We start from the raw sequence: 25,113 nt of genomic DNA on the forward strand, positions 1-25,113 counted from the left end.
GGGCCTGTTTTGGGCGGCGGATATCAGATAGGGTAGTCGAGTATGAGTTATAGTTACACTGTGTATACTCGCCTTCCCTGTCACTTAATGTAATCCAAGTAACAGAGCCTTGAACATGGACCCACAAAGTGTAATTGACGAGGCCGCTGGGCTTCTCGATCCGCAGCACCGCCGACTGATCAAGCTTAACAGTTCACTACCCGATGCTTACGGGTTGAAGGTGGATTCTTTTCAAGGAGAGGAAAATTTCTCACAGCTGTATCGATATGACTTACAACTTTTGTCAGAGAATGCTTACATCGAGCTCAAACAATTCAGCGCTCAACCCTTGCAGTTGGAGATTGAAACCTCGGGGCCAGAGCCGCGCTATATTTCTGGTTATGCTGCCAGCGTTTCGAGCCGAGGGGCGGATGAAGGTCTCGCGCGTTATTCGGTAACGCTCAGGCCGTGGATGTATTGGCTCGCCCAGAGGACCAATTCTCGCATTTTCCAAGATGTCAGCGTCGAAGAGATCATCCGTCGGGTATTCAGTGAATATGGCCCGCTACCGGTCTTCGAATTTCAGCTGCGCAATCCGTTGCCCACGCGATCCTACTGCGTGCAGTATCGTGAGTCGGACCTGCAGTTCGTTCAACGCCTGATCGAGCGTAGCGGTCTGTTCTACTTCTTCGAGCAGTCTGCTGATGGCCACAAGCTGATCATCACGGATTCCAGCATCGATCTGCCCCGGCTCGAACAACAGCCTCAAATCCGATTCCACCGTGCCCAGGTCAATGAAACCGAGGATTCGGTCACGCAATGGTCTGCGACACGGACGGTGCAGCCCACACGGGTCTCGCTCAAAACCTTCGACTACAAGCAGCCGGGTCTCGATAGTTCGGTCTCGTTGCGATCGATCATGGAACAGGGGGACGACGATGCCGGTGCCCTAGACGTCTTCGATTACCCGGGTGAGTATCGCTACTCAGGAAAGGACCAGGGCGAACGGCTAGCCCGACAGCATCTCGAAATGCTTGAAGCCAAGGCGAAAGTTTTCCAAGGCCAGGGGAATGCTCGTGCTTTGCAACTAGGGCGGTGGTTCCAACTGGAAGGCCACTACGATCATGAACGGGACCCCGCAGAAGAACGGCAGTTTCTGGTCACGAGTATCCAGCATTACGGACGCAACAACTTTGGTCAGGCGAACTCGATGCCTGCCAGTTACTCGAATGCGTTTACCTGCATCCGTCTAAAGATCCCTTTCAGATCGACTTACGACACGCCAGAGCCTGTCATCAACGGTCCTCAGACCGCTACCGTTGTCGGCCCCGAGGGGGAGGAGATATTCACCGACGAGCTCTATCGCGTGAAGGTCCGTTTCCATTGGGATCGCTATGCTACCGGCGACGATAAGAGTTCTTGCTGGCTTCGGGTATCGAGTGTCGGCGCCGGCCAGGGGCACGGCTTCGTTCGCATCCCCCGCATTGGCGAGGAAGTCATCGTTCAGTTTTTGGACGGAGATCCTGACCGCCCGATCGTGACCGGTACCGTCTACAATGGGGTTAATGGTGCCCCCTGGTCAGGCGATAGTTCCATCAGTGGCATCATGTCTCGATCGACGAAAGGCGGTACTGCTGATAATGCGTCCTGGTTGATGATGAAAGACACGCTTGGTGATGAGTTGGTGCATTTACACTCTGAGCGAGTGCTTAACATCACCGTAGAAGCCGACGAGCAGCACCAGGTTGATGGCAGCGAATTCGAAGACATCAAGAAAGACAAAACGGTTCAACTCGCTGAGGGGAACTACACACTCAATGTTGCCCAGGGGAAAGTTACCCTCGTTGCCGCTGAAGAAATCTCCCTGCAGGCCGGGGCCAGCAAGATCACGATGACCAAGGGAGGTGATATTCAAGTCGACGCCAAGTCGTTCAAGGTCAACGCCTCTTCTATTGATCTGGCCTAATGAGGAACCATCATGCAAGACCGCAGCAGCATCTTCGATAACCTTCATAAGCGTAAAGATCTGGAGAGAGAAGAGGAAGATCGCACTGTCCTTGAAGAAGAGGAGATCCCCGATCCAGGCCCCCCGCCGAGATTTCATGCCAACGAGTTGAGCTTCGAGCGCCCCGAGGGGATGCAAGATGGTACTTGGCATGTGCTGAGTGACAATCTAAATGGCCCAGGTTTCTCGATCGTGATTGGGAGAGCACCGGTTCCATCAGATCAGACGCTGGAATCGCTTGCCCAGCAGGTTTTAAAGCAACTCACGGAGAGTGCTGACCCCACTTTCACGAAGCCTCTCTATGAGTTGGACATCGCGTCAGTTCCCGCACGACGCATGCAATTCAGCCGTCGGCAGCAGGGCACGTTGGTTCACCAGGATCAGGTTTTGCTACTGACAGAGGATGAACGACAAACGCCTCTACTCGTTCAGTTCATCGCCACGAGCGCGAACCCGACCGGATTAACATCCGACGAGAAACAACGATTTGAGGACTTTCTGGCCAGTATCGAGTTACGCGATGGAGGCGAAGAAAGCGCTGAGGATATTGAGGGGAGCGAGGACGAAGAGGCTCCATCATGACAGCGGCTGCGGCGCGACTCCATGATCCAATTTCTCATACATCCGCCATGGGTGGCTTGCTGACCGGCCTGGCGATCGGGGCTGGCGTCGCATTGGCTGGAATCGCCATTGCTGGCACGGGTGGCTTGGCGGCGGTTGCCATCGTCGGAGCGAGTGCCAGCGCCGGCGCCGGTATTGGTCAGGTTATCGGGAGCTTGAGCGGGTTCACCAACGAATCGGGCATGATCTCGTCGGCTTCACCAAACGTGCGCATCAATGGCGTCCCAGCTGCAAGAGCGCATGCAGACTACGTAGACTGCAGCAAGCATGACCATGGGCGAAAGGTCATCGCCGAGGGATCCGTCGGGGTGCGTATCAATGGCTATCCTGCGGCGAGAGTGGGTGACAGGACGGCTTGTGACGGAAAAATCAGCAGTGGTTCGTCGAACGTTCGTATCGGCGGTAAGACTGTTCAAACCGACGAAATCAATCCCGAGGTACCGGTATGGCTGGAATGGACGATAGCCGGTGTCGGTATCGCTTCTGCCTTGGTCCTCGCTAGCCCAGCTGTTGTCACTTTGGGTTTGCTGGGGGGATTGGGCGGAGGAGCGGGGGGGAACTGGCTAGGGGGTGAGCTGTACGGGGCAGGCTCTGACGGCCAGAAACTAATGACGCTCGGAGGAGCTTTTGTCGGTGGTCTCGCGGGAGCGAAGGGCGCGCAGAGGATTTCACTTTGGGCTAACCCGAAATCTCATACAAGCACTTTACAACAAACCTCGTCTCGGAGAGCCTATTTGAATGAGAGGTTCAATAGGACCGGCGATTTAAACAAAGATATCAATATCAGGGGAAATAAAAGGATAGCGCTTGATTATTTTGAATCGCAAGGAATTTCAAAGGCCGATGCGAGGAGTTATCTTAACGGGGTCGACCTCACGAAGGATGTCCGTATTGAAACATTGAATCGTGGAAAGAGTCTGTGGCAGTACCAAACTCCAGGTGCGCCTCAAGGAAAATGGTATAGCAAAACGCCTGATATTACGCCAGAGAAACTTGGAATTAATCCTATGGGCGACCATCGGGCGACAGGTACGGTTGTTCCTAAACAGCTGAATAGTTATATTGCCAATGAGAAGGGGCAGGTTCTTAGAAGTATAGCGGCGCCCGCGGATGACTTCTGGTCTGTTAAAGGTGTGACTTACCCAGCCCCTGGTGGCGGTTTGCAATATTTTACAAATAGCTCGAACATTGGGGTGCGTTAGCATGGAGATTAATGATTATATAGCTCGGGCTAAATCAGTCTTGGCTACACGAAAAGCTGAAGTTCCTGGCAGTCCAATGCATGCAGATATCGAAGCTCAGTTGAATTATGTGCAAGCTGTAGTTGATGGGGATGAAAGTGACAAGTCCAGGCTGCATAAGCTTACGTTGGGAGTATATGCAGGAAAAGAATATGATGTTTCAGATCCAGAGTTTGCCAGAGCACTTAGTGATGTGTATTACATAGCATGTCAAATTGCAGATGGGCTCAAGGTTAAACTTCCTTGATCTGGGAAAGTCTTGCAATTTTACTTTTAGACCGTGTTTAAAGCCGTCCCTATGGCTGGTTAAAGCAGATCAGCGAACAACCGATCAACGTCATGGCGTAGTGGATATCGGAACCGCATTTGTCACATGCCTTGTCGGCATGAAGCTTGCGAAGACGATGTCGAGGGCGTCCTCGTCGCCTCCGAAACCCGAGTTCGACAGAGGTAGAAGCGTAACCCACGGATTAGCCTGCATCCGCCGTGTCTTATTTTTGATTTGTAAGTCGATGTGAGTTGAAAGGCAAGTTTTTAATGGTTGTAAGAGGATGTGTGGTGCTTAAAATGATGATTTTAGTGTTGCGTTTTACGGTTTTGATAAATGGCTAAAGCTTCTACGTTAAGCTACGTAAAAAAAGCTGACCTTGATGATGTTTATGTCGTGGTCAAAGAGCCGTCGATTGGTGCGGCGATAATGGCGTTGGGATTCAAGCTTGATGCAACTGACGGACTCTATAAGCTCAATACTCAAGATGATTTGGAAAAAGCTAGCATTTTCGACAAGCTGAGATCGATTGGGTTACCTTTTATGGGCGGATCCGAGTGGTCTCCGGCTGAAGTGTTCGAATATCTTAGGGAAGATTTGCAGTTACTATCCGGACTCTATGAGAAAGCTGTTTGGATACATCCAGGCGCTGCTAAATTGGAAATGTCTTAATCTTCGATTTATGAGCTTTGCAGGTATTGTTGCATCTGCTGGGCAATATCAGCGCCGCCGGAATATCAACATTAGCCGCGTAAAACCAATGCGTCGCCCGACCGGCTTTTCGCCGATTCTTTCCTTGTCTGGCTATCGCGCATCAATTTTTCAGTCAGAGCTTGGCCAACACCTCAACCCCGCCGCAGCAGCGATCGCCACCGCGAGGGCGTCATGCCCAAGGCGCGACCGAAGGCGCGGGTCATGTGGCTCTGGTCGGCGAATCCCGCCGAGAGCGCCGCTTCGCTCAGGCTGATACCGGCGGTGATGCACTGCCTGACGACATCCAGCCGGCGTAGCGTGAGGTAGCGATAGGGGCTGGTGCCGAACAGCGCGCGGAAGTCGCGGGAGAGCGTCCAGCGCTCCTGGCCGGAGATCGACTCGAGATCGTCCAGCGTCACGCCCTCGTGAGTGTGGGCATCGAGATAGTCCCGAACCCGGCTCGCCGCGCGGTAGTCGGGTGTCGCTCGCGAGCGGGCGATCCGGGTATCGCTGTTGGCTTCCAGCACGGCGGCCAGGTCGGCAATGCCGTTCTCCTCCTCGAGCGCATCCAGAGGCGCCTCGACCGAGGTCAGGAGAAAGCGGACGGCCTCTCTCAATCGCGGGTCCGTCGACAGGCCGCCGGCAATGTGGGGCAGGGCCTTGCCGCCCAGCGCGGTCTGGATCAGCGCCGGGGCGATGTAGAGCATGCGGTAGCGAAACCCGCGCTCGTCGCCGGCGTGGCCATCATGGGCCTCGTCCGGGTGGAGCACCATGACGGTGCCGGGCAGGCTGTGCCGATAGTCGCGCCGGTAGTGGAAGCTCTGCACCCCATCCAGCGTGATGCCGATGGCGAAGGTGTCGTGGCGGTGGGTATCGTAGGCATGACCCCGAAAGCGCGCCTCCAGGCGCTCGATGCGAGAAGGCGAGCCCACGATGCACCAGTCGGCACTGTTATCGGACATGGCGGTTCCTGTCATAGCAGCGGTACGACAACGTAATCGAAGAACATTATCACTGCGACCACGACGAGCAGCATCGCCATGATCCGGTTGCAGAGACGAAAGTATCTCGGTTGATGGATTTGCTTGCCAACGATCTTGCCAGCCCAGAAGTAGAGCGCGGGAGCGCCGCCGCCGCCCAGCGCGATGAGCGCCGAACAGCCGATCAACGCCGCGCCGGTGATTTCCCGGCCCGGGAACATCACCGTAGTGATCGGGATGACGACGAGTGAGTTCTTCGGGTTGAGCAGTTCCATGAAGAATCCATTGCCGAAGCTCAGCCGCCCGGAACGGAGCCCGTCCCGATCCCCGGCCGCCGTCGGGGTCGATGTGAATACCTTGAACGCCAAGTAGAGAATATAGGCGCTGCCGGCCAGCGCGATGTAGGGGATCAGGTCCCGGACGATCAGGATCAGGCCCGCGAAACCGATCACGGCGAACCAGCAGAAGATCGCCAGTGCCACGCCGGCGAAGAACCCCCGCGTCTCCCTGAGCGGAGCGCTCAGCCCTTCATTCAGGCTCAGCAGGTTCACCGGGCCGGGGGTGTACATCACGGTGAACGCGTACAGAACGATCTCCATCTCTCTGCCTCATCGATGACCCGATTTCGGTGGGATCGACAGGCTAGAGCGCCGAAGGCGACGAGTCTTGAACGATCCTGCAGCGGATGTTCCCGGAGGGGAGGGCGGGCTTTCGATGGCGCAGCGATCATGGCGCGATTCGAAAAAGTCTTCCCCTGAAGCGGGCAATTCGGCATTGGTCAAATTGTCAGCCCACGAGGCGCGGCGCACACTCTCTGCCCAATCGGCCATTCAGTCCTCCGCCTGCAGGGATGCGTCGTCAATGTCGCAACGCTCGTGAATTTCGAAACGATCGCGATCATCGCCTTTGCCTATCTGGTGGCGGCCTTCGTCAAGGGTGCCACTGGCCTCGGCTTCTCGACCTCCGCGCTGCCCATCCTGGCGCTGGGCCTGGGGCTGAAGTCGGGGATGCCGCTGGTGATCATCCCTTCGCTGGTCAGCAACCTCATCGTGATGCGGCAGGCGGGGCACTTCGGCGAGACGCTGCGGCGCTTCTGGCCGATGTTCCTGGCGACCGTTCCCGGCCTGCTGCTCGGCCTCGCCGTGCTGGATCTCATCGATAGTCTCGTGGCCGGGGCAATACTCGGCGTCGTGCTGATCGTCTACGGGGCGTTCACGCTGTTTCGCCCGGGGCGGCCGTTATCGGATCGGTTGGGGCGCAAGCTGGCACCGGTCTCGGGATTCCTGACGGGACTGGTGAACGGCACGACCGGGTCGCAGGTGATGCCAATTCTGCCGTTCCTGTTGGCGCTGCGGCTCGATCCGAAGCGGTTCATCCAGGCGATCAATATCTCGTTCACGCTGTCGAGCCTGATCATGGCGCTGGGGCTGGCGAAGCTTGGCCTGATGACGGCGGATTCGATCTGGATTTCGCTGGCGGGGCTGGTGCCGGTCTATCTCGGCACCCGGCTTGGCGGGGCCGTGCGCCAGCGGATGGGCGCCGAGTCCTTCCGCAAGGTGGTTCTCATGATGCTGATCGTCTTCGGCGTGGTGCTGGTGGGCAAGACCGCGCTGGCGTAGTCGGCGCCGTGCGGTCCGGTGGGCGAATGTCCAGGGTCGAGCGCCAACGTGGCCTGTCGTCTCGTTCCCTGCGGTGCAAACCGGGCTGCTCTCGCAAGGCCTCCTGGGCGTGAAACCCACGCGCAAAAAGGCTGCCGCCGCCGAGTGTGTCGGCGGCGGCAGCGCTGATGTGTTTGTCGTTTAGCTTTTCAGCGTCGCGTCGCGGCTCTGAATCAGGTTCGAGTAGTGGGGCAGGTGTCGGGTGAGAATACCGCCAAAGCCTTCGATGTCGTTACGCCAGTCGCGATGCAGTTCGCCAGCGACCGAGAACCAGTTCATCAACTGGACACCGGCCTGAGACATGCGGCTCCATGCGGCGTCGCGCACGGTCGTATTGAAGGTGCCCGAAGCATCGGTGACCACGAAGACGTCGTAGCCCGCTTCACGCGCGGCCAGTGCCGGGAAGGCGACGCAGACATCGGTCACCACGCCGGCGATCAGCAACTGTTTCTTGCCGGTGTCCTTCACTGCCTGGATGAAGTCTTCGTTATCCCAGGCGTTGATCTGGCCGGGACGGGCGATGTAGGGCGCGTCGGGGAATTTCTCTTTCAGTTCCGGCACCAGCGGGCCGTTGGGGCCGTCCTCGAAGCTGGTGGTGAGAATCGTCGGCAGGTTGAAGAACTCGGCGATGTCGGCAAGCGCCATCACGTTGTTCTTGAACTCGTCGGGGCCGAAGTCGCGAACCAGCGATAGCAGGCCGGCCTGATGATCGATCATCAGCACGGCGACGTCGTTCTTGTCGAGTCTCTGGTAGGAATAGGCCATCACGCATCTCCTTCTATCTTGGGAAAGAGCGGAATACCAGGCTCGGTATTCCGCTGGGCATCAAGCGATACTGGCAAGTCCAGATCGTCCCGGCATCGCTCGAATCCTTCACGACGCCGTGTCGACTTGTTCTGCTTGAAACTGCCCGGCCTGGAACCGGCGCATCGAATCTTCGATCTCTTCGCTAGAGTTCATGACGAACGGTCCGTACCCGACGACAGGCTCATCGATCGGCTCGCCGGTCAGCACCAGCAGCTTGGCTGCGTTATTGGCTTCGATCCGGATCTCGCGGCCCGCTCGCTCAAACAGGGCAAGCTCGGCATCCCGGGCGATCTCGGTGCCGTTGAGCTGCACGGCGCCGCTGAGCACGACGATCATCGTGGTGTGGCCTTCCGGCACGCCGAGCGTGGTAGAGCCGCCCTGGTTCAGACGCAGATCCCACACGTTTATCGGGCTGAAGGTCTGTGCCGGGCCGCTCGCGCCGGCGTATTCCCCGGCGATCACCGCGAGTTGACCGGCGCCTTCGGCCAGTTCGACGCGCGGTATCTCCGCGGCCTTGAGCGACTGATAGCCAGGGGGAACCGATTTGTTCGTGGCCGCCAGATTCACCCACAGCTGAACGACTTCGAAACGCCCGCCGCGCTCGGTGAAGGCCGGGGAGTGAAACTCCTCATGGACGATGCCGTTGCCAGCCGTCATCCACTGCACGTCTCCCGGGCCGATGATGCCGCCGTTGCCGGTGGAATCCCGATGCTCGACTTCGCCTTCGTAGACGAGGGTCACGGTCTCGAAGCCGCGATGCGGATGCGCGCCGACGCCGCGTGGCTTGGTCGCCGGGGTGAAGTCCTTCGGCCCGGCGTAGTCGAGCATCAGAAACGGCGTGACGTGATGCGCGCCCATGCGGTCGTAGGTGAACAGCGAGCGCACGGGGAAGCCGTTGCCGACCCAGTGGGCGCGAGGCGCGGAGTAGATACCCGTGATGTTTTTCATTCTGCCCTCCCGCCGATCGCTCGGCTTTGATTGATGAATAGAGCTTATTGACAGGACGAAGGGGCGATAAGATGGCAATAGATCAACGCTGCGTCTTATATATAGAACGATCTCATTCAGGAACGATCTGTTCAGGGAGCGTGGACATGCAGGATCTCAACGATCTCTACTACTTCGTCCAGGTGGTCGAACACGGTGGCTTCGCCCCGGCGAGCCGGGCGATCGGGGTGCCGAAGTCCAAGCTGAGCCGGCGCGTGGCCGAACTCGAAACCCGTATCGGCGTACGCTTGATTCATCGCAGTACGCGTAGTCTCGCCGTTACCGATCTGGGGCGTGCCTATTACGATCACTGTGCGGCCATGGTGGTGGAGGCCGAGGCGGCACAGGAGACGATCGACCGTTCGATCGCCGAGCCCCAGGGCCTGGTGCGCGTTAGCTGCCCGCCGGGCTTGCTGTGCTTTATCGTCGGGGACCTGCTCACCCAGTTCATGGCGATGCATCCGCAGGTTCGAATCGAGCTGGAGGCGAGCGGTCGGCGGGTCGATGTGGTGCGTGAAGGGTTCGACCTGGCCATTCGGGTGAGATTTCCGCCGATCGAGGACAGCGACCTCAGCCAGCGCCTGCTGTCGCGCAGCCCGCAGCGTCTGATGGCGTCACCGGCGCTGTTCGAGCGTTTCTCCCAACCGAGCGTGCCGGGGGATCTCAACGGCTTGCCGTCGCTCGATTGGGAACGGCCGGGCGCGAGTCATACTTGGTGTCTGGAGGGGCCGGATGAGGTGAGTACGCGTATCGATCACCGGCCACGACTGGTTACCGATGATCTGGTGACGTTGCGACGCGCGGCGCTGGCGGGGCTCGGGATCGTGCAACTGCCGATGCTGGTGGCCGGGCCCGATATCGCCAAGGGCCGGCTCGTCGATGTGCTGCCGGACTGGGCGCCACGCGACGGCGTGGTGCAGGCGGTATTCCCCTCGCGACGCGGCTTGTTGCCGGCGGTACGTACGCTGATCGATTTTCTGGCCGACAACTTTGGGCAGGAGGATTTCATGACGGATGTCGGTTCGGCGCATCAAGAGTGACGGTCAGTAGGCTAGGGGAAAATCAGAAACGAGAGGTGAACGCATGCACGACGCCATCACGATCAGCCTCACGGTCGAGTGCCCGTGGCAGTCTGTCTATGAAGCCTTCTGGCGGCCGGAGGCCTTTCCTCTATGGGCTTCCGGGCTCAGCCAATCCCGGCTCAGCCAACAGGGCGAGCGTTGGCTGGCGAAGGGGCCAGAAGGATCCGTCCTGATTCGTTTTACGGGCCACAATCCTTACGGCGTCATGGATCATTGGGTCGAGCTGGCGTCGGGCGAGGTGGTCTACGTGCCGTTGCGGATCATCGCCAACGATGGCGGGGCGGAAGTTCAGCTGACCCTCTTCCGACGACCCGGCATGGACGAGGCAACATTCGAGCGGGATACCGATTGGGTTCGCCAGGATCTGCTTGCGCTTAAAACGCTCTCCGAAACATCGATCTTGTCAGGCTAGCGTTGGCGGGGGGGCCGGCAAGGGCAGGATTGCCAGCTCCTGAGGCGCGGCACACACTTTCTATTCCTATCTATCTGACCGCGCGAGCTCACTTCCAGGCGATCAATATCTCCTTCACCTTATCGAGCCTGATCATGGCGCTGGGCCTGGCGAAGCTTGGCCTGATGACGGTCGAATCGATCTGGATGTCGCTGGCGGGGTTGGTGCCGGTTTACGTCGGCACCCGGCTTGGCGGCATCGTGCGCCAGCGAATGGATGCCGAGGCCTTCCGCAAGGTAGTGCTGATGATGCTGATCGTTTTCGGTGTGGTGCTGGTCGGCAAAACCGCACTGGCCTGGTTTGGGCACCGCATCCGGTGGCTGAAAGGCGGATATCGCCCAAGGCGAGCGTCGTTGCGGGCGTAGCGCCAGGCGGGCGCCAGCGCGGTACGCGACCTCCCAAGCTATCGATCGCGCCTGGCAGGGCGGGGGAGATCGGCATGCAGGCTGCGAAACCAGGGAAGAGAGGCTATGATCTCTGTGTGGGCAAAATCCGGTCTGCCGATCGGATGGAAAGTTTTTAGCTTTTCGATGAACACGGGGGTTGACTCGCTGCCGGTGAGAGAGCAAACTGAATGCCTAGTTGGTTAGCAAGTCGCATATTGTCAGTTGCACTCGAATCATTCGGTAGCCTGGTTATATCCCCTTGTTTTACCCACTATATCGGGTAGCACCCGGCAATCGTAATTAAGCGTTAAGCGCATTAAAGGAATTCGTAACATGGCAACTGGCACAGTTAAGTGGTTCAACGACACTAAAGGCTTTGGCTTCATTTCTCCGGCAGACGGTGGCGATGACCTGTTCGCACACTTCTCCGAGATCCAAGCCGACGGCTTCAAGTCTCTGCAGGACGGTCAGGAAGTTTCTTTCGACGTCACTCAGGGCAAAAAAGGTCTTCAGGCTGCTAACATCAAGCCGCTCTAAGACTTTCGGTAGATCCTTCGCCCCAGGGCGATAGAGATTCCAGCACCAAGGCCCGCTAACGCGGGCCTTGGTGTTTTTGCGCGTCAATAAATAAGTTCCAAACGAAACGCGCCGGCATCGATGATGCCGGCGCGTTGTCGTGGGTTTCGCTCTCGCTTTCGTGAATCCCGCTTCAGCTGTTGCGGCGCGCTGCGATACTGCCGAAACGACGCTTGAACTGTGCGGCACGGCCTTCGGTGCCGACTTCGCGCTGCTTGCCGGTGTAGAACGGGTGCGACGCCGAGGAAATGTCCAGTTGAACGAGAGGGTAGGTGTTGCCGTCTTCCCACTCGATGGTTTCATCCGACGTCATGGTCGAGCCGATCTTGAAATACTCGTTGACGCTGGTGTCGTGGAAGATGACCTGACGATAGGCGGGGTGGATGCCTTCTTTCATGGGGAAGCTCCTTTTGGTTAATTTTGTTATGTTATTACATAATTGACGGTTGGCGCAATCCGCCAGATCTTATCTGCCGAACGCGACCTTGCCCCTGTGCGAAGAGATTCGGCATCCGTTATCATCGCGTATCCTCTTTCTGCCAGATAACGATTCTACATGCACAACCTCTACATTCCCGTCGTCGCCATTCTGGTGGCTTTCGCCATCATCTTCGGCGGGCAGGCCGTCTTGGACAGCCAGGTCGATGATGACATCGAGTCGTTGATTCTGCGGCAACTCGATGTCGAGGGCGACATCGAGTTGCAGGCAACCAAAGAAGTTCAGAAAGGCTACGGTGTGTGCGGGCTGTATCAGGTCGTCGGTCAGGACCAAGGCGCGCTGCCTTTCTACTATAGCAAGGTCAATGAGCGCGTAACGCTGGACGCCGAATCTGAGCGATATCGGCGTCACTGCGATAGCTGAGCGGGAGCTTGGTCAAATCTGTCGGAATCGGTCGATGCGCTCGCGAATGGCGTTTTCGGGGCCGATGAGGCTCTGCAGATCCGATTCGGTCAGGCCGATGTTCTCATGACCGCGTACGATCGATGTGTAGTTTTCCCCTTCCCGGATCGCTTCCTCGACCAGCAGCGAAAGCTCCTTGCGATCATGAAGCGAGGCTGGATCGTAGCTCTGGCGCGAACGCTGAAACTGGTTGGCCTGCTCTCTGCGACAACGTTGCAGCAAACTGTCGGTGATGAACGGTGTGCTTTTCATGGGCCGTATTCCTCCATCGGCGAAATCCCTCTTGAGAGTAGAGCCGATACGAAGGCGGCCACCATTGGCATTTCGGTGTAGATCGAATGGTTTACCGGCCGATCGGATCATGGATCACCACGGGGCCGCGTCGCCAGCGTCAGTTTTCCTCTCCGTAGCGCGATAATGAATTTGCGATCTACGACTAAGGTCGGTAGTGTGGCGCGCTTCATGCCTAAAGAACCCTCTCCCTGATATGACCTCCGACACCAACGTGCCATCGACGCAGGGTGGCCGCTTTGGCGATCCCGTCGTACTTGTCTTGACCATCGGTTTCATCCTGATCTTTCTGGCGGCCTCGGCGATGGCGCCGGATACCGTTGCGCAGGTGATCGATGTCGGTTTTACCTGGTCCGCCAAAACCTTCGGCAGCCTCTTTCAGCTGCTGATGCTGCTGACGTTCTTCATCGCGATCGGCGTTGCGGTGTCGCCGGCCGGGCGCGCGCGCATCGGATCTCAGGATCGGCCCGACATGAGCACCTTCCGCTGGGTGTCGATCATCCTGTGTACGTTACTGGCGGGTGGTGGCGTGTTCTTCGCCGCCGGCGAGCCGATCTATCATTTCGTGGTCACGCCGCCGGCCTTCGACTCCCAGCCCGGTAGCGCCGAGGCCGTGCCTAACGCGCTGGCACAGGCCTTCTTCCACTGGGGCTTTACCGGCTGGGCGATCCTCGGCACGCTGCCGGTCGCGATCCTGTCGCATCAGCATTATCAGCGCGGTATGCCGCTGCAGCCGCGAACGCTGTTGGCGCCGGTACTGGGAGATCGCCTGGTGCGCGGTTTCCTCGGCGGTGTGGTGGATGCCATCTGCGCGATCGCCGTCACCGCAGGTACGGTCGGCCCGTTGGGCTTTCTGGCGACTCAGGTCAGCTTCGGCCTGCACGATCTGTTCGGCTTCCCGCGGGGCTATGAAGTGCAGCTGGGAATTCTCGCCGCACTCGGGGCGATCTATGTGACGTCCGCGGTGACCGGTATCGATCGCGGCATCCAGGTACTGAGTCGTCTGAACGTCATTCTGGCGATGATCATCGGTGGCATCATTCTGCTGTTCGGGCCGACGCAGTTTCTGGTCGACAGCTGGTTCCAGGGCTTCGGCACCTACCTCGGGAATTTCTTCGAGATGTCGACGATGACCACGGTGACGGCGGCGCCAAGCTGGATGAAGTGGTGGACGGTGTTCTTCTTTGCCTGGTTCGTGGGTTTCGCCCCGCCGATGGCGATCTTCGTCACCAGGATCTCGCGCGGGCGGACGGTACGCGAGATGATCATCGCCACGGCAGTGCTGGCGCCGATCGTCACCACGGTCTGGTTCACCTTGCTTGGCGGTTCGGGCATCTTCTATGAACTGCAAGGCGTGATCGATCTCAGTCAGCCGTTGCAGAACTTCCAGTTCGACGTGGCCACGTTGACCGTGGCGCAGGCGTTGCCCGGCGGTGTCTGGATGGCGCTGGCGGTACTGGTGCTGACGACCGTGTTCGTTGCCACGACCGGCGACTCGATGAGCTATGCCGTGGCCGTGGTGTGTGCCGGTAACGATAATCCGGGGTCGGCACTGCGGGCCTTCTGGGGCGTCATCTTTGCGTTGATGGCGGCGATCCTGCTGGGTATGGGTGAAGGTCAGGTCAGCGTGCTGCAACAGTTCCTGGTGATCCCGGCCGTGCCGGTCGCGCTGGTGCTGATCCCGACCCTGTGGCACGGGCCCAGGGCGGCCTACGCGATGGCGAGAGCGCAGGGCGTGCTGGACGATTCGAGCACGCTCCAGACACCGCGCTGACCCTCCAGGCTTCCCTGGAAAGACGACACCCCCGACNNGTCGGGGGTGTCGTCGTCTGGTCAGCTGCCATCGGCTCGACGGCTGGCCGTCACGCGCTTCAGGCAGTGACTGTCTCTGCGCTCGATTGCGTCTCGGTCAGGCGGCGCTGGCTACCGTTGATCGGAATCTGGCGCGGACGCTGCTCTTCCGGTATCACGCGGAGCAGATCGACGATCAGCAAGCCGTTCTCCAGCCGGGCGCCCTGGACTTCGATGTTCTCATCGAGCCGGAACGACAGCTTGAAGGCGCGCTGGGCGATACCCTGGTGCAGATACTGCACGCTGTCGTCGTCCTGACGTTCGCCCTTGCCGGCGGTGATGGTCAGCACGCGTTTCTCGACATTGACGTCGAGCTCCTGCTCGGCGAATCCCGCCGTTGCCACGGCGATACGGTAGTCGTTGTCGCCATGTTTCTCGACGTTGTAGGGCGGGTAGCTGGGCACGTCGTTCTGCAGCGAGGATTCGAACAGGTCGTTGAGACGGTCGAAGCCCACGGAGCGACGGAACAGTGGGGAGAGTGACAATGTGTTCATAGGTAACCTCCTGATTGACAGCGAAGTCAGGAAATACGCTAGGCACGCCTGCGCGGGCAGAGCTGTATTTCCGTGGTCATGCAGACCCGCTTGGCGGCATCTGCCGTCGAGGGAGGCGATGCACCGAGGCGCCATCGCTGTGAGTCCATCTCGACGTTATGTTAAATAGGGTCGCCGAATCCGTTTTCAAGCGATCGAAATGCCAATTCATGAAATTTTTCGGTGCGCCCGAAACCGGCGTGGTTGACGGCCTCAGGCGCGATATGGAGTCGTTTGCGCGGGATTCAAGCGCCGACCGGGTGGACGGCGCACTCATCAGTCGGATCGATCAGCCGAGCAGTTGCCCGGCGATACGCAGCCCGGCGACCCAGGTCGCGATGGCGGAACCCACGCTCGATAGCAGGAAGACCAGCAGGGTACGGGCGACACGATTGCGCCACCAGCCGCGCCAATGGCTGACATCGCTGCGAAGCTTCGAGAAGTCGCCGACGGTGGGGCGACGAAGATAGAGCTCGACGCCGGCGGTCACGAAGCCGACGCCGATCGTCGGATTGAGCGAAGTCAGTGGCGCACCGAAGAACGCCGCCAGGATCGTCAATGGGTGCCCCAGCGCGATCAGTGCGCCCAGGGCGGAGAAGCTGCCGTTGATCAGTACCCATTCGCCGACCAGTGACCAGCCGAAGGCGGTATCGCGGCTGAAGCCGATGGCGAAGCCGGTCAGCACCAGGGCGACGATCACCCACGGGATCGCTTTCCACCAGCGCGAGCGGGGCGCGGCTGACTCCAGATTGGCGCGTTCCTGCATCACGGCGTCGAGTGGCGGCCGCTGCTGATCCAGGGTCTCCAGATGCGCCTTCATGCCCTTGAGGTGGCCGGCACCGATCACGACGAGCACGCGCCGGGCGCCGCCGTCCGGCAGCTCCTCGATCAGCTTGAGCGCCATGTAGCGATCACGTTCGGTGATCAGGGGTTCGTAGAGCGTCTGAGACTGTTCCGCGAATTCGGCGAAGGTGGATTCGAGCACGTCGCCCTGCTTGAGCTTCTCGATCTCTTCGCTGGAGACTTTCTGGCGCGACAGCACGCTACCCAGCAGCCCGGAAATCAGGCTGAAGCGCTTGTACCACGGCACGTTCTGATAGATACGCTTGAGCGTCACGCCGATCTCGCGATCGATCAGATAGAGCGGCAGGCCGGCGCGCGTTGTCTCCTTGACCGCGGCGCGCATCTCCGCGCCGGGTTCGATCCCCGACTGTTCGGCCACGCGCTGCTGAAAGGCGCCGAGGGCGAGACTGGCGGCCACCATGCCCGCCTTGCCCTGCTTGAGCACCTGAAACAGGTCGAGCTTGGCCATGGCATCCGGCTGTACCAGGCTCTGGTGGCGGGAGGCACAGAGCTCGATTGCGACGGCATCGAATTCGCCGGAGCGAATCAGTTCGCTAACCTCATCGGCACTGGCCTGGGAAACGTGGGCGGTGCCCAGCAGCGTCAAGTGGTGGTCGGCGAGGTCGACGATCTCGCGAGGTCCGGCGGCGGTGTCAGACATCTAGGGGCGTTCCAAGACTGAAAGGACTGAAGGATAGTCGCCCCATATTGCACGTCACGCCGCCAATTCCAAACCGTGGATACCGAAAACGGCTCAAAACGGCGGCGCCGACTGCGGTTGCCGGTCAGTCATTCCCGGCGAGACGAGCCTTGGCGCGGGGAGAGCGACAGGCGGCGGCGGTAAACAGCACGTCGGTCGAGGAGTTGAGCGCGGTCTCGGTGGAGTCCTGAATCACGCTGATGACGAAGCCGATCGCCACGACCTGCATGGCGACATCCGCCGAGATTCCGAACAGGCTTGCCGCCATCGGGATCAGCAGCAGCGAGCCGCCGGCCACGCCGGAAACGCCGCACGCGGCCAGCGCCGAGACGACACACAGCAGCACCGCAGTGGCGAAATCCACATCGATTCCCAGCGTATGGGCGGCGGCCAGCGTCATCACGGTGATGGTGACGGCCGCGCCGGACATGTTGATCGTGGCCCCCAGCGGAATCGAGACGGCGTAGGTGTCGGTGTGAAGATCGAGCCGTTCGCACAGTTCCATGTTGACCGGAATGTTGGCCGCGCTGCTGCGGGTGAAGAACGCGGTGATGGCACTGCCGCGCAGGCAGGTAAATACCAGCGGGTAGGGGTTGCGACGGGTGTAGAGAAAGACGATCAGCGGATTGGTCACCAGCGCCACGAACGCCATGCAGCCGAGCAGCACGATCAGCAGCTGGCCGTAATCGGCCAGCGCGCTCATTCCCGTCGAGGCGAACGTCGTCGCGACCAGGCCGAAGATACCCAGCGGTGCCAGCCGAATGATCCAGCGCACCAGCCCGGAAACGGCATCCGAGAGATCAGCCAGTGCCCGGCGCGTGGTGTCGTTGGCCTGACGCAGCAGCAGCCCGAGTCCCACGGCCCATGCCAGAATGCCGATGAAATTGGCCTCGCTCAACGCGCTGATCGGGTTGTCCACCGCGCTCATCGCCAGATTGCGCAGTATCTCGGCGATCCCCGCCGGCGGCGTGCCACTGGCCCGAGGCGCGTCGATGATCAGTGACGTCGGAAAGAGAAAGCTCGCCGCGACCGCCACCAGGGCGGCAACCAGGGTGCCGATCAGGTAGAGCACCAGCACGCCGCGCACCTGGGTCGGTTGGCCACGCTGGTGGCTGGCTATCGCCGCCATGACCAGTGCGAAGACCAGAATCGGAGCGACCGCCTTGAGCGCTCCGATGAAGAGATCGCCGAGAATGGCCACCGAAGGGGCGAGGGAGGGCGCCAGGACGGCAAGGGTCAGGCCCGCCGCGATGCCGATCAGGATCTGTGGAATGAGACCGATGCGAGGCAGGCGCGAGAAGACGGTTCGGGTATCGGAGCTGGCGGACATGACTCTCTCTTGAAGTTACCGAGATGGCAGTGGCGACGCGTGCCACGAGGGGCGGCATTCTATCATCGCTGCGCGCGCGGCACGCGCTGGAAGACCTGTCTTTCGATCAACCTTTGGTGGCATTGACTGCCGGCATGTCAGTTCTTGGAATTTTCGACGAAATCAGGCGGTTTTCAGCGTCCGTTGGCAGCGTCGGGGGAGTGGGTGTCGTCAGCCGTCGCGTCGTCAATCCTCATAAGGCGCCATCGGCCGTTGACGAGCGTTCAGCGGCGCCAGAATGCCGGTGTGAACAGCACCAGGATGGTGAATATCTCGAGGCGGCCGAGCATCATCGCCAGTACCAGAATCCACTTGGCGGTGTCGGGAATGTCGCCGTAATCGGTGGTGACCTCGCCCAGACCCGGGCCGAGATTGTTGAGCGCGGAGCCGACCGCCGACCACGCCGTTACCTGATCGAGGCCGGTGGCGAGCAGGGCCAGCAGCATCACCACGAACAGCATCATGTAGACCGAGAAGAATCCCCAGACAGCCTCGGCCACGCCCTCCGAGATGCGCATCTTGCCGACCTTGACGGCAAACACGGCATTGGGGTGAATCAGCCGATGGATCTCGCGGATGCCCTGTTTCAGGATCAGCAGGATCCGGATCACCTTGATGCCGCCGCCCGCCGACCCCGAGCAGGCGCCCACGAAAGCCGCCATGAACAGCATGATCGGCAGCACGCCGGGCCACAGCGTGAAATCGGCCACGCTGAAGCCCGAGGTGGTTGCTACCGAGACCGCCTCGAACAGGCCATGACGGATCCCGGTGGCGTCGTGATAGGTGCCGGTGGCGAACAGCGTGATGATGGTGATCGCGATCAGCAGGCCCAGAAACGTCACGAAGAAGCGGAATTCCGGATCGCGGATGTACTGCATCAGGCGCCGTTCGCGCCACACCGCGAAATGCAGGCCGAAGCTGACCGAGGAGACGATCATGAAAAACGCACAGATCATCTCGATCATGGCGCTATCGAAGTGACCGATGCTGGCGTCATAGGTGGAGAATCCGCCGACGGCCACGGTGGCGAAGCTGTGGCCGATGGCATCGAACCAGTTCATGCCGGCTACCCAGTACGCCAGCGCACAGACCACGGTCAGAATCACGTAGATGTACCACAGCGCCTTGGCTGTTTCGGTGATCCGCGGTGTCAGCTTGGAATCTTTCAGCGGCCCGGGGATTTCGGTGCGGTAGAGCTGCATGCCGCCGATGCCGAGCGTCGGCAGGATCGCCACGGCCAGTACCACGATCCCCATCCCGCCCAGCCACTGGAGCTGCTGGCGGTAGAAGCGAATCGAGGCCGGCAGATGCTCGATGCCGCTGAGAACCGTCGCCCCGGTGGTGGTGAGACCCGAAAAAGACTCGAACAAGGCGTCGGTAAACGACATCGACGGCGCTTCGGAGACCATGAAGGGGATCGTTCCGAACAGCCCGAGGACGCTCCAGAACAGCACCGTGATGATGAAGCCGTCACGGGTGCGTAGCTCGCGTTTGGCGTGGCGGTTGGGCCAGTAGAGCAGGGCGCCGGTGACGATGGATATCGCCATGCCGGCCCCGAAGGCATGCCAGTTGCCGTCGTGGAAGATCCGGGCGATGACGATCGGCGGCACCATGGTCAGGCTGAACAGCATCAGCAGCAGCCCGACGATGCGCAGAATCACCAGCAGGTTCACGGAAGGTCGCTCCCAGCCGGCCGAAGCAAGCGGGTCGTGCCGAAGGCGTGATGCATCAGAAGAAGGTCAGGCCGACTTGGAATAGCCGCTCGACGTCGCGAATGCGGCGCTTGTCGATCACGAACAGGATCAGGTGGTCGCCGCTTTCGATCATGACATCGTCATGGGCGATCAGGACTTCCTTGCCCCGGACGATGGCACCGATGCTGGTGCCGCTGGGCAGATCGACCTCGCTGATCGTGCGCCCGACCACGCGGGAGGAGCGCTTGTCGCCGTGGGCGATGGCTTCGATCGCCTCGGCGGCGCCACGGCGCAGCGAGTGGACATTGACGATATCGCCGCGGCGAACGTGCGTCAGCAGGCTGCCGATGGTGGTCTGCTGCGGCGAGATGGCGATATCGATCTCGCCACCCTGAACCAGATCCACGTAAGCGGCGTTGTTGATCAGCGTCAGTACCTTCTTGGCGCCGAGACGTTTGGCCAGCATCGACGACATGATGTTGACCTCGTCGTCGTTGGTCAGCGCGCAGTAGATGTCGCAATCCTCGATGTTCTCTTCGAGCATCAGCCGCTTGCTGGTGGCGCTGCCGTGCAGCACCACGGTGCGGTCGAGCTTTTCGGAGAGCGCGCCGCAGCGGGTGAGATCATGCTCGATGATCTTGACCTGATGCTTGTGCTCCAGCGTCTCGGCCAGGCGCTCGCCGATATTGCCACCGCCGGCGATCAACACGCGCCGGAAGTCGCGATCGACCTTGCGAAGCTCCCCCATCACGGTGCGGATATCGCGCCGCGCGGCGATGAAGAAGACTTCGTCGTCGGCTTCGATGACGGTATCGCCGGTAGGAATGATCGGTCGGTCGCGGCGGTAGATCGCCGCCACGCGGGTATCGATGTTCGGCATGTGGCGGCGCAGGAATCCGAGCTCCTGGCCCACCAGCGGGCCGCCGTAATAGGCCTTGACCGCGACCAGCTGGGCCAGGCCACCGGCGAAATCGAGCACCTGCAGCGCGCCGGGATACTCGATCAGACGACGGATGTGGTCGGTCACCACCTGTTCCGGGCTGATCAGCACGTCCACCGGGATCGCATCGTTGGAGAACAGGCTCTTGCGCGTCAGGTAGGCCGTCGAACGTACGCGACCGATCTTGGTCGGCGTCCGGAACAGCGTGTGCGCCACCTGACAGGCAACCATGTTGATCTCGTCGGAGCTGGTCACCGCGATCAGCATGTCGGCGTCTTCGCCACCAGCCTGACGCAGAATGTTGGGGTAGGACGCGGTACCGATCACCGTGCGGATATCGAGGCGGTTCTGCAACTCGCGCAGCCGCTCCTCGTTGATATCCACCACCGTGATGTCGTTCTCTTCATTGGCCAGGTGTTCGGCCAATGTGCCGCCGACCTGACCGGCACCCAGAATAATAATTTTCATGCCTAACCGTCACGGAAATACGGCGTACCGCCTGCCAGTTTACCCGGCGCCCGGAAGCCGGGACGAACCCCGCCGGGCGCCGAAATCAGCGCGTAGCATAACGAGCCGGGCGGCCGAATGACAGGACCGTGGACGACATCTCTGCGGCCGGCCCTGACCTTCGCCGCAGGCGGCGTCGATCAATCCAGCGTGACGCCGACCTTGATGGTCACCTGCCAATGAGAAAGCTGGTTGTCCTCGAGATGGCCACGGGTCTCGGTAACCTCGAACCAGCGCATCCCGTGCAGCGTCTTGCTGGCCTTCTGCAGCGCGTTCTGAACGGCATCCTCGATGCTGGTGGTCGAAGAACCGGTAAGTTCGATCTGCTTGTAGACGTGGTCGCTCATGATGAAACTCCTGGGGTGAACCGTGGTTATGGGTCCCCGGCGGTCGCTTCCGGGGTTCCGGAGATATTCAAGGACCTGAAAGCCGAGAGGCTCAGATATCGACGATGGCGATACCCAGATCCGAGAGACGCTGGCGGGTATCGTCGTCGGTCTCGTAGGTGACCGGTCGCGTCAACGACCACAGAAAATGCGTCTTGAAGCCGGCCGCCACGGCGTCCTCGGCAGTCCACAGAACGCAGACATCGCGCGCCAGGCCGCAGACATGGACATCGGTGACCCGACGATCGCGCAGCCATCCGGCGAGCCCGGTGGCGGGGCGATGACCGTCGGGGCCGATATTGTTGCGAAAGGCGCTGTAGGAATCGATGCCGGGATCGGTGCCCTTGCGAATGATCGCATCGCAGGATGCCCAGTCGATCGCCGGATGCAGGGCCGCGCCCTCGGTGCGCTGAATGCAGTGATCGGGCCACAGGGTTTGAGAGTGACCGTAGAACTCCAACGCTTCGAACGGTTGATGGGGCGGGTGCTTCGAGGCAAACGAGACGTGTCCTGCCGGGTGCCAGTCCTGGGTCGCCACCACATGATCGAACGCATGCTGGGCCAGCAACCACTCGAGACCCAGCAGGATCTCGTCGCCTCCGGTACAGGCCAGCGCGCCGCCGGGCATGAAGTCCGGCTGCACGTCGACGATGATCAGGGCGCTATGCGGGTTGATGCCACCGAGCGCCAACCCGGCGGGCTGCATCTCGGTGCGTGGTGGACTATCGATAATATCGGTATCAGGCACGGCGAGCGCCCCTCGAGTGACGGATTCCCGTTCAGTATCGGAGGCGGGCGGGGATGTCGCAAGTGAGGCGGCCGCCAAGGCGGGGAGCTCGCATGTGGGCGCCATCGACGGCATCGATGCGCGCTCGCCTTGACGCGATCAGGCGTTCTTGCGAAGCCGGGCATAGAAAAAGCCGTCCTGACCTGCCGGCTGGGGAAACAGTTGGCGCCCGTGGCCGGCCGGCTGACCCCAGTCGAGATCGTCAGGCGTGTCGGCAACGGCGTCCGCTGTACGGGCCAGGAACGTTTCGATCTGATTCGCGTTTTCCGCCGGCAGCACCGAGCAGGTGGCGTAGAGCAAGATCCCGCCCGGTGCCAGCTTGGCCCACAGCGTGTCGAGCAGGCGTCCCTGCAGCGCGGCCAGTTCGGCGACGTCACTGTGGCGGCGGGCGAGCTTGATGTCCGGATGGCGTCGAATGACGCCCGTGCCGGAACAGGGCGCGTCGAGCAGGATGGCATCGAAGGGCTCACCGTCCCACCAGGCGTCGTCGGCGCCCGGGGCGCTGGCATCGCCCGCATGAAGCGTGGCTTCCAGCCCCAGCCGCTGAAGGGTCGAGGAGACCCGCTTCAACCGCGACGCGTCGACGTCCAGCGCGGTGAGCCGAACGTCGAAACGCTCGAGCAGATGGGCCGTCTTGCCGCCGGGCGCACTGCAGGCATCGAGAACGCGCTTCTCGGCGTTGTCCGCCAGTGCCGGTGCCAGCAGGTCGGCACACAGCTGAGCGGATTCGTCCTGGACGCTGACGTCGCCGTCGGCGAAGCCGGGCAGCTGGGTCACGTCGCAGGGCGTTTCCAGCTGAATGCCGTCTTCTGCAAAACGGCAGGGCACGGCGGCCAGTCCCGCGCTCTCCAGACGCTGCAGATAGGTATCGCGGGTGACCCGGCGACGATTGACCCGCAGCGTCATCGGCCCCGCTTCGTTGTTGGCCTCGCAGATCGCGCGCCAGGCGTCCGGCCAGGCATCGCGAAATTCGAGCAGTAGCCAGTCCGGATGCCACAGGGCGACCGGCGCTGCCTTGTCGACCTTGGCTTGCAACGCGACCGATTCACGCTGAAAGCGACGCAGGCAGCCGTTGAGCACACGGGTCGCCCACGGTTTGCCAAGCGCCCGCGCGGCACCCGCGGTCTCGCTGACGGCGGCATGGGCCGGCACGCGCATGTGCAGAATCTGGTACAGGCCGATCAGCAGCAGTGCCTGAACGTCGGTGTCGCGCTGTTTCATGGGCTCGCGCAGCAACTGCCCGGCGAGTGCTTCCAGACGCGGATGCGCCCGGCAGACGCCGAAGCAGAGCGCCTTGACGAAGCCGCGGTCGCGCTCCTTGATCACGCTGGAGGCCAGGTCGGCGTCCAGGCTCGACAGCGAGCCTTTGCCGTTCAGCACCGGCACCAGCAGTTGCGCGGCAAATGCGCGGGTATCGCCAGAGTTCATTGGGCGGCTTCCTTGGATGACTGATCGTGGCCTTGTTCGGAAGATGGGCCGGAATCTTGACCGAGACGCTGGCCGGAGCGAAGGCGAGGGTGATTGGCGTTGAGCAGATCGCGTGCCGCGAGCGGCTTGCCACCGGGCATCTGCAGCTGGGTTACCCGCAGCACCTCGCGGCCGTCGGCGCCGCAGGCGATCCGCAGCGCGTCGGCGGCGGATTCGAGCAGCGTACCCGGCTGTGGCGCGGCGGAGCTGACCCTGTCGGAGGGCATCGTCTGGTCATCGGTTTCCGGCAGCGCCAACCACAGCCGCAGTGGCTCGCCGTCGAGCCGAGTCCAGGCCACCGGCCACGGGTTGAAGGCGCGAATGCGGCGTGACAGCGCGACCGCCGAATGATGAAAGTCGAGCTCCGCTTCCGACTTCGAGAGCTTGCTGGCGTAGGTGACGCCATCGTCCGGCTGCGGCGTGGCGCTCAGGCCGTTCCCGGCCAGCGCGTCGACGCCCTCGATCAGCGTCTGGCCACCGAGCTCGGCGAGACGATCATGCAGTGCGCCGCCGGTCGTGGTGTCGTCGATCGGCGTGCGCTTGATCAGCAGCATGTCGCCGGTATCGAGACCGGCATTCATCTGCATCAGGGTGATACCGCTCTCGCTGTCGCCCGCCTCGATGGCGCGCTGGATCGGCGCCGCACCACGCCAGCGAGGCAGCAGCGAGGCGTGGACGTTGAGGCAGCCTAGCCGAGGAATATCGAGTACCGCCTGTGGCAGCAGCAATCCATAGGCGACGACGATCATCACATCGGCCTCGAATTCGGCCAGCCGACGTTGGGCGTCCTGCTCCCTGAGACTGAGCGGCGTTTCCACCGGCAGCGCGTGCTCCAGGGCAAGGCGCTTGACCGGGCTGGGCGTGAGCTTGCGGCCACGACCGGCGGGGCGGTCAGGCTGCGTGTAGACCCCGACGACCTGATGACGGGAGGCGAGCAGGGCCTTGAGGCCTTCGGCGGCGAAATCCGGGGTGCCGGCGAAGACGATCCGCAGCGGTTGTCCTTCAACACGGTGGCTCATTCGCTAAGTTCCTGATGTCCGCTAAGTTCCTGATGCATGCTGCCGGAAAATGAATGACGAAAGGCCGGCGTCGCGAGGACCGCCGGCCTTT

At 61.0% G+C, this 25,113-nt stretch carries 27 protein-coding genes; 12 read left to right on the plus strand and 15 right to left on the minus strand.

Annotation, left to right across the window (positions count from 1 at the left end; translation table 11 throughout):
• The first annotated feature begins 115 nt into the window (after nt 1-115).
• The 5 genes from tssI to DOM36_RS14190 all read left to right on the plus strand — a co-directional run bounded on the left by tssI (nt 116) and on the right by DOM36_RS14190 (nt 4,786).
• On the plus strand, nt 116-1,945 hold the full coding sequence (tssI, locus tag DOM36_RS14170; protein WP_110643460.1) for a type VI secretion system tip protein TssI/VgrG: 1,830 nt from the start codon (nt 116-118) through the stop codon (nt 1,943-1,945).
• A gap of 12 nt (nt 1,946-1,957) precedes the next feature.
• Nucleotides 1,958-2,566 (plus strand): DcrB-related protein, encoded by a 609-nt coding sequence (locus tag DOM36_RS14175; protein WP_110643461.1) that lies wholly within the window; start codon nt 1,958-1,960, stop codon nt 2,564-2,566.
• The gene (locus DOM36_RS14180) at nt 2,563-3,807 is read left to right on the plus strand and encodes a polymorphic toxin type 46 domain-containing protein (protein ID WP_110643462.1); all 1,245 of its coding nucleotides are present in this window, start codon (nt 2,563-2,565) and stop codon (nt 3,805-3,807) included. Before DOM36_RS14175 ends, DOM36_RS14180 begins: the two co-directional genes overlap by 4 nt.
• 1 nt (nt 3,808) lies before the next feature.
• The gene (locus DOM36_RS14185) at nt 3,809-4,093 is read left to right on the plus strand and encodes an immunity protein Tsi6 family protein (RefSeq protein ID WP_110643463.1); all 285 of its coding nucleotides are present in this window, start codon (nt 3,809-3,811) and stop codon (nt 4,091-4,093) included.
• A 357-nt stretch (nt 4,094-4,450) separates the two neighbouring features.
• Nucleotides 4,451-4,786: a hypothetical protein gene (locus DOM36_RS14190; protein WP_110643464.1), complete on the plus strand. Its 336-nt coding sequence runs from the start codon at nt 4,451-4,453 to the stop codon at nt 4,784-4,786.
• A 173-nt stretch (nt 4,787-4,959) separates the two neighbouring features.
• Here the strand turns inward: DOM36_RS14190 and DOM36_RS14195 are convergent, their stop codons facing one another.
• A complete protein-coding gene (locus DOM36_RS14195; protein ID WP_110643465.1) occupies nt 4,960-5,769 on the minus strand; it encodes an AraC family transcriptional regulator in 810 nt (269 codons plus the stop codon).
• An 11-nt stretch (nt 5,770-5,780) separates the two neighbouring features.
• Nucleotides 5,781-6,386: a LysE family transporter gene (locus tag DOM36_RS14200; protein WP_110643466.1), complete on the minus strand. Its 606-nt coding sequence runs from the start codon at nt 6,384-6,386 to the stop codon at nt 5,781-5,783.
• Nucleotides 6,387-6,662: 276 nt separating this feature from the next.
• Between DOM36_RS14200 and DOM36_RS14205 the strand changes: the two genes are divergently transcribed.
• Nucleotides 6,663-7,406, plus strand: coding sequence for a sulfite exporter TauE/SafE family protein (locus DOM36_RS14205; RefSeq protein ID WP_110643467.1), 744 nt, complete (start codon nt 6,663-6,665; stop codon nt 7,404-7,406).
• A 180-nt stretch (nt 7,407-7,586) separates the two neighbouring features.
• Here DOM36_RS14205 and ycaC read toward each other — a convergent pair whose 3' ends face one another.
• Both ycaC and DOM36_RS14215 read right to left on the minus strand, forming a co-directional pair.
• Nucleotides 7,587-8,210: an isochorismate family cysteine hydrolase YcaC gene (ycaC, locus tag DOM36_RS14210; protein ID WP_110643468.1), complete on the minus strand. Its 624-nt coding sequence runs from the start codon at nt 8,208-8,210 to the stop codon at nt 7,587-7,589.
• Between the two features lie 108 nt (nt 8,211-8,318).
• The gene (locus DOM36_RS14215) at nt 8,319-9,137 is read right to left on the minus strand and encodes a pirin family protein (protein ID WP_232823857.1); all 819 of its coding nucleotides are present in this window, start codon (nt 9,135-9,137) and stop codon (nt 8,319-8,321) included.
• 209 nt (nt 9,138-9,346) lie between these two features.
• On the opposite strand from DOM36_RS14215, the gene DOM36_RS14220 reads away from it, so the two are divergent.
• The 4 genes from DOM36_RS14220 to DOM36_RS14235 all read left to right on the plus strand — a co-directional run bounded on the left by DOM36_RS14220 (nt 9,347) and on the right by DOM36_RS14235 (nt 11,695).
• Nucleotides 9,347-10,279: a LysR substrate-binding domain-containing protein gene (locus DOM36_RS14220; RefSeq protein ID WP_110643470.1), complete on the plus strand. Its 933-nt coding sequence runs from the start codon at nt 9,347-9,349 to the stop codon at nt 10,277-10,279.
• Nucleotides 10,280-10,322: 43 nt separating this feature from the next.
• Nucleotides 10,323-10,733 carry a polyketide cyclase gene (locus DOM36_RS14225; protein WP_110643471.1) on the plus strand — a complete coding sequence of 137 codons (411 nt, stop codon included), beginning with the start codon at nt 10,323-10,325 and terminating at the stop codon, nt 10,731-10,733.
• 134 nt (nt 10,734-10,867) lie between these two features.
• Nucleotides 10,868-11,137, plus strand: coding sequence for a hypothetical protein (locus tag DOM36_RS14230; RefSeq protein WP_232823858.1), 270 nt, complete (start codon nt 10,868-10,870; stop codon nt 11,135-11,137).
• Nucleotides 11,138-11,491: 354 nt separating this feature from the next.
• Entirely contained in the window at nt 11,492-11,695 is a 204-nt protein-coding gene (locus tag DOM36_RS14235) for a cold-shock protein (protein WP_071229947.1), read from the plus strand.
• 172 nt (nt 11,696-11,867) lie between these two features.
• Here the strand turns inward: DOM36_RS14235 and DOM36_RS14240 are convergent, their stop codons facing one another.
• Entirely contained in the window at nt 11,868-12,131 is a 264-nt protein-coding gene (locus DOM36_RS14240; protein ID WP_075569676.1) for a type B 50S ribosomal protein L31, read from the minus strand.
• Between the two features lie 159 nt (nt 12,132-12,290).
• On the opposite strand from DOM36_RS14240, the gene DOM36_RS14245 reads away from it, so the two are divergent.
• Entirely contained in the window at nt 12,291-12,596 is a 306-nt protein-coding gene (locus tag DOM36_RS14245) for a hypothetical protein (protein ID WP_075569677.1), read from the plus strand.
• 12 nt (nt 12,597-12,608) lie between these two features.
• Here DOM36_RS14245 and DOM36_RS14250 read toward each other — a convergent pair whose 3' ends face one another.
• Nucleotides 12,609-12,887 (minus strand): hypothetical protein, encoded by a 279-nt coding sequence (locus tag DOM36_RS14250; protein ID WP_075569678.1) that lies wholly within the window; start codon nt 12,885-12,887, stop codon nt 12,609-12,611.
• A 235-nt stretch (nt 12,888-13,122) separates the two neighbouring features.
• Between DOM36_RS14250 and DOM36_RS14255 the strand changes: the two genes are divergently transcribed.
• Nucleotides 13,123-14,700: a BCCT family transporter gene (locus DOM36_RS14255; protein WP_110643472.1), complete on the plus strand. Its 1,578-nt coding sequence runs from the start codon at nt 13,123-13,125 to the stop codon at nt 14,698-14,700.
• A gap of 97 nt (nt 14,701-14,797) precedes the next feature.
• On the opposite strand, the gene DOM36_RS14260 is transcribed toward DOM36_RS14255, so the two are convergent.
• The 9 genes from DOM36_RS14260 to fmt all read right to left on the minus strand — a co-directional run bounded on the left by DOM36_RS14260 (nt 14,798) and on the right by fmt (nt 25,022).
• On the minus strand, nt 14,798-15,271 hold the full coding sequence (locus DOM36_RS14260; protein ID WP_075569680.1) for an Hsp20 family protein: 474 nt from the start codon (nt 15,269-15,271) through the stop codon (nt 14,798-14,800).
• A 328-nt stretch (nt 15,272-15,599) separates the two neighbouring features.
• A complete protein-coding gene (locus DOM36_RS14265; RefSeq protein WP_075569681.1) occupies nt 15,600-16,814 on the minus strand; it encodes a TraB/GumN family protein in 1,215 nt (404 codons plus the stop codon).
• Nucleotides 16,815-16,938: 124 nt separating this feature from the next.
• Complete coding sequence (gene sstT / locus DOM36_RS14270) at nt 16,939-18,183, minus strand: serine/threonine transporter SstT (RefSeq protein WP_110643473.1); 1,245 nt, start codon at nt 18,181-18,183, stop codon at nt 16,939-16,941.
• A gap of 263 nt (nt 18,184-18,446) precedes the next feature.
• Complete coding sequence (locus DOM36_RS14275) at nt 18,447-19,895, minus strand: TrkH family potassium uptake protein (protein WP_075569683.1); 1,449 nt, start codon at nt 19,893-19,895, stop codon at nt 18,447-18,449.
• Nucleotides 19,896-19,950: 55 nt separating this feature from the next.
• Nucleotides 19,951-21,324 carry a Trk system potassium transporter TrkA gene (gene trkA, locus DOM36_RS14280; protein WP_075569684.1) on the minus strand — a complete coding sequence of 458 codons (1,374 nt, stop codon included), beginning with the start codon at nt 21,322-21,324 and terminating at the stop codon, nt 19,951-19,953.
• Nucleotides 21,325-21,503: 179 nt separating this feature from the next.
• Nucleotides 21,504-21,710, minus strand: coding sequence for a dodecin (locus tag DOM36_RS14285; RefSeq protein ID WP_075569685.1), 207 nt, complete (start codon nt 21,708-21,710; stop codon nt 21,504-21,506).
• Nucleotides 21,711-21,801: 91 nt separating this feature from the next.
• Nucleotides 21,802-22,497, minus strand: coding sequence for a nicotinamidase (locus DOM36_RS14290; protein WP_232823859.1), 696 nt, complete (start codon nt 22,495-22,497; stop codon nt 21,802-21,804).
• A gap of 138 nt (nt 22,498-22,635) precedes the next feature.
• On the minus strand, nt 22,636-23,964 hold the full coding sequence (gene rsmB / locus DOM36_RS14295; protein WP_075569686.1) for a 16S rRNA (cytosine(967)-C(5))-methyltransferase RsmB: 1,329 nt from the start codon (nt 23,962-23,964) through the stop codon (nt 22,636-22,638).
• A complete protein-coding gene (fmt, locus tag DOM36_RS14300; protein WP_110643475.1) occupies nt 23,961-25,022 on the minus strand; it encodes a methionyl-tRNA formyltransferase in 1,062 nt (353 codons plus the stop codon). Before fmt ends, rsmB begins: the two co-directional genes overlap by 4 nt.
• Between the last annotated feature and the right edge of the window lie 91 nt (nt 25,023-25,113).

This window comes from Salinicola sp. CPA57 (assembly GCF_003206035.1).
GTDB lineage: Bacteria > Pseudomonadota > Gammaproteobacteria > Pseudomonadales > Halomonadaceae > Salinicola > Salinicola socius.

Coding starts and splice junctions, on each gene's coding strand:
- DOM36_RS14260 (WP_075569680.1), bottom strand. CDS start 15,271: ATGAACACATTGTCACTCTCCCCACTGTTCCGTCGCTCCGTGGGCTTC.
- DOM36_RS14225 (WP_110643471.1), top strand. CDS start 10,323: ATGCACGACGCCATCACGATCAGCCTCACGGTCGAGTGCCCGTGGCAG.
- DOM36_RS14180 (WP_110643462.1), top strand. CDS start 2,563: ATGACAGCGGCTGCGGCGCGACTCCATGATCCAATTTCTCATACATCC.
- trkA (WP_075569684.1), bottom strand. CDS start 21,324: ATGAAAATTATTATTCTGGGTGCCGGTCAGGTCGGCGGCACATTGGCC.
- DOM36_RS14255 (WP_110643472.1), top strand. CDS start 13,123: ATGACCTCCGACACCAACGTGCCATCGACGCAGGGTGGCCGCTTTGGC.
- DOM36_RS14190 (WP_110643464.1), top strand. CDS start 4,451: ATGGCTAAAGCTTCTACGTTAAGCTACGTAAAAAAAGCTGACCTTGAT.
- DOM36_RS14245 (WP_075569677.1), top strand. CDS start 12,291: ATGCACAACCTCTACATTCCCGTCGTCGCCATTCTGGTGGCTTTCGCC.
- DOM36_RS14200 (WP_110643466.1), bottom strand. CDS start 6,386: ATGGAGATCGTTCTGTACGCGTTCACCGTGATGTACACCCCCGGCCCG.
- rsmB (WP_075569686.1), bottom strand. CDS start 23,964: ATGAACTCTGGCGATACCCGCGCATTTGCCGCGCAACTGCTGGTGCCG.
- fmt (WP_110643475.1), bottom strand. CDS start 25,022: ATGAGCCACCGTGTTGAAGGACAACCGCTGCGGATCGTCTTCGCCGGC.
- ycaC (WP_110643468.1), bottom strand. CDS start 8,210: ATGGCCTATTCCTACCAGAGACTCGACAAGAACGACGTCGCCGTGCTG.
- DOM36_RS14220 (WP_110643470.1), top strand. CDS start 9,347: ATGCAGGATCTCAACGATCTCTACTACTTCGTCCAGGTGGTCGAACAC.
- DOM36_RS14285 (WP_075569685.1), bottom strand. CDS start 21,710: ATGAGCGACCACGTCTACAAGCAGATCGAACTTACCGGTTCTTCGACC.
- sstT (WP_110643473.1), bottom strand. CDS start 18,183: ATGTCCGCCAGCTCCGATACCCGAACCGTCTTCTCGCGCCTGCCTCGC.
- DOM36_RS14185 (WP_110643463.1), top strand. CDS start 3,809: ATGGAGATTAATGATTATATAGCTCGGGCTAAATCAGTCTTGGCTACA.
- tssI (WP_110643460.1), top strand. CDS start 116: ATGGACCCACAAAGTGTAATTGACGAGGCCGCTGGGCTTCTCGATCCG.
- DOM36_RS14250 (WP_075569678.1), bottom strand. CDS start 12,887: ATGAAAAGCACACCGTTCATCACCGACAGTTTGCTGCAACGTTGTCGC.
- DOM36_RS14240 (WP_075569676.1), bottom strand. CDS start 12,131: ATGAAAGAAGGCATCCACCCCGCCTATCGTCAGGTCATCTTCCACGAC.
- DOM36_RS14195 (WP_110643465.1), bottom strand. CDS start 5,769: ATGTCCGATAACAGTGCCGACTGGTGCATCGTGGGCTCGCCTTCTCGC.
- DOM36_RS14230 (WP_232823858.1), top strand. CDS start 10,868: ATGGCGCTGGGCCTGGCGAAGCTTGGCCTGATGACGGTCGAATCGATC.
- DOM36_RS14265 (WP_075569681.1), bottom strand. CDS start 16,814: ATGTCTGACACCGCCGCCGGACCTCGCGAGATCGTCGACCTCGCCGAC.
- DOM36_RS14235 (WP_071229947.1), top strand. CDS start 11,492: ATGGCAACTGGCACAGTTAAGTGGTTCAACGACACTAAAGGCTTTGGC.
- DOM36_RS14175 (WP_110643461.1), top strand. CDS start 1,958: ATGCAAGACCGCAGCAGCATCTTCGATAACCTTCATAAGCGTAAAGAT.